The sequence below is a fragment of the Alcanivorax sp. HI0044 genome (genome assembly GCF_001634945.1).
The window spans coordinates 1-827 of record NZ_LWEZ01000170.1 but is presented as its reverse complement, the minus strand read 5'-3'; the positions used below and the strand labels follow the sequence as shown (position 1 = coordinate 827).

At 56.6% G+C, this 827-nt stretch carries 1 protein-coding gene; it reads right to left on the bottom strand.

Annotated features, from left to right (window positions below):
• On the bottom strand, positions 1 to 827 hold an 827-nt coding region (locus A3730_RS02050), incomplete at both ends, for a cryptochrome/photolyase family protein (RefSeq protein WP_197477226.1).

The window sequence follows — 827 nt, the reverse complement described above, 5'->3', positions numbered from 1 at the left end:
CTTTCGGATTCGCTGGCAGTCTTTACGTTGTACTGGCAGTGCTTGCAATAATCCGACATGCGATTGATGTAACTGCCTGACGCGGCATAGGGCTTGCTGCCCAGGTAGCCGCCATCGGCATGCATGACCATGCCCAGCGTATTGGGTAATTCCACCCAATCGAAGGCATCGGCATAGACTTCCAGATACCACTGACAGATGGCCTCCGGCAGTACTCCCAGCAGCAGGGCAAAGTTGCCGGTGACCATCAAACGCTGGATATGATGGGCGTAGGCATGGTCGATGGTATTGCGGAAACACTCGGCCATGCAGTGCATTTTGGTCTCGCCGGTCCAGTAGTACGCCGGCAGAGGCCGGTCGTTGCCAAGCCGGTTTTCCGCGGCGTAGTCCGGCATCAGCAACCAGTAAATGCCGCGTACGTATTCCCGCCAGCCGATGATCTGACGGATAAAACCTTCCACGGCATTGAGCGGTGCGTCACCGGAAAAGTACGCCTGCTCGGCGGCCTGACACACCGCCATGGGATCAAGCAGACCGAGATTGATGTAGGGCGACAGCAGGCTGTGAAACAGGGTGTCTTCGCCGGTGTTCCCTTTACCAGTAAGCATGGCATCCTGATAATCACCAAAGTGTGGCAGGCGATGCTCAATAAAATGATCCAGCGCCTGTTGTGCCTGCGCAGAGGTAGTTCCCCACTGAAACTGCTCCAGAGTGCCGATGTGATCGGCAAACTCTTCTTTCACCAGGGCGAGCACGTCCTCATCAATATCATCGCGCTCGAAGGTTAGCGCGGGCGGCAAAGGGGTTTTGCCCTTGTAGGGCTGGCG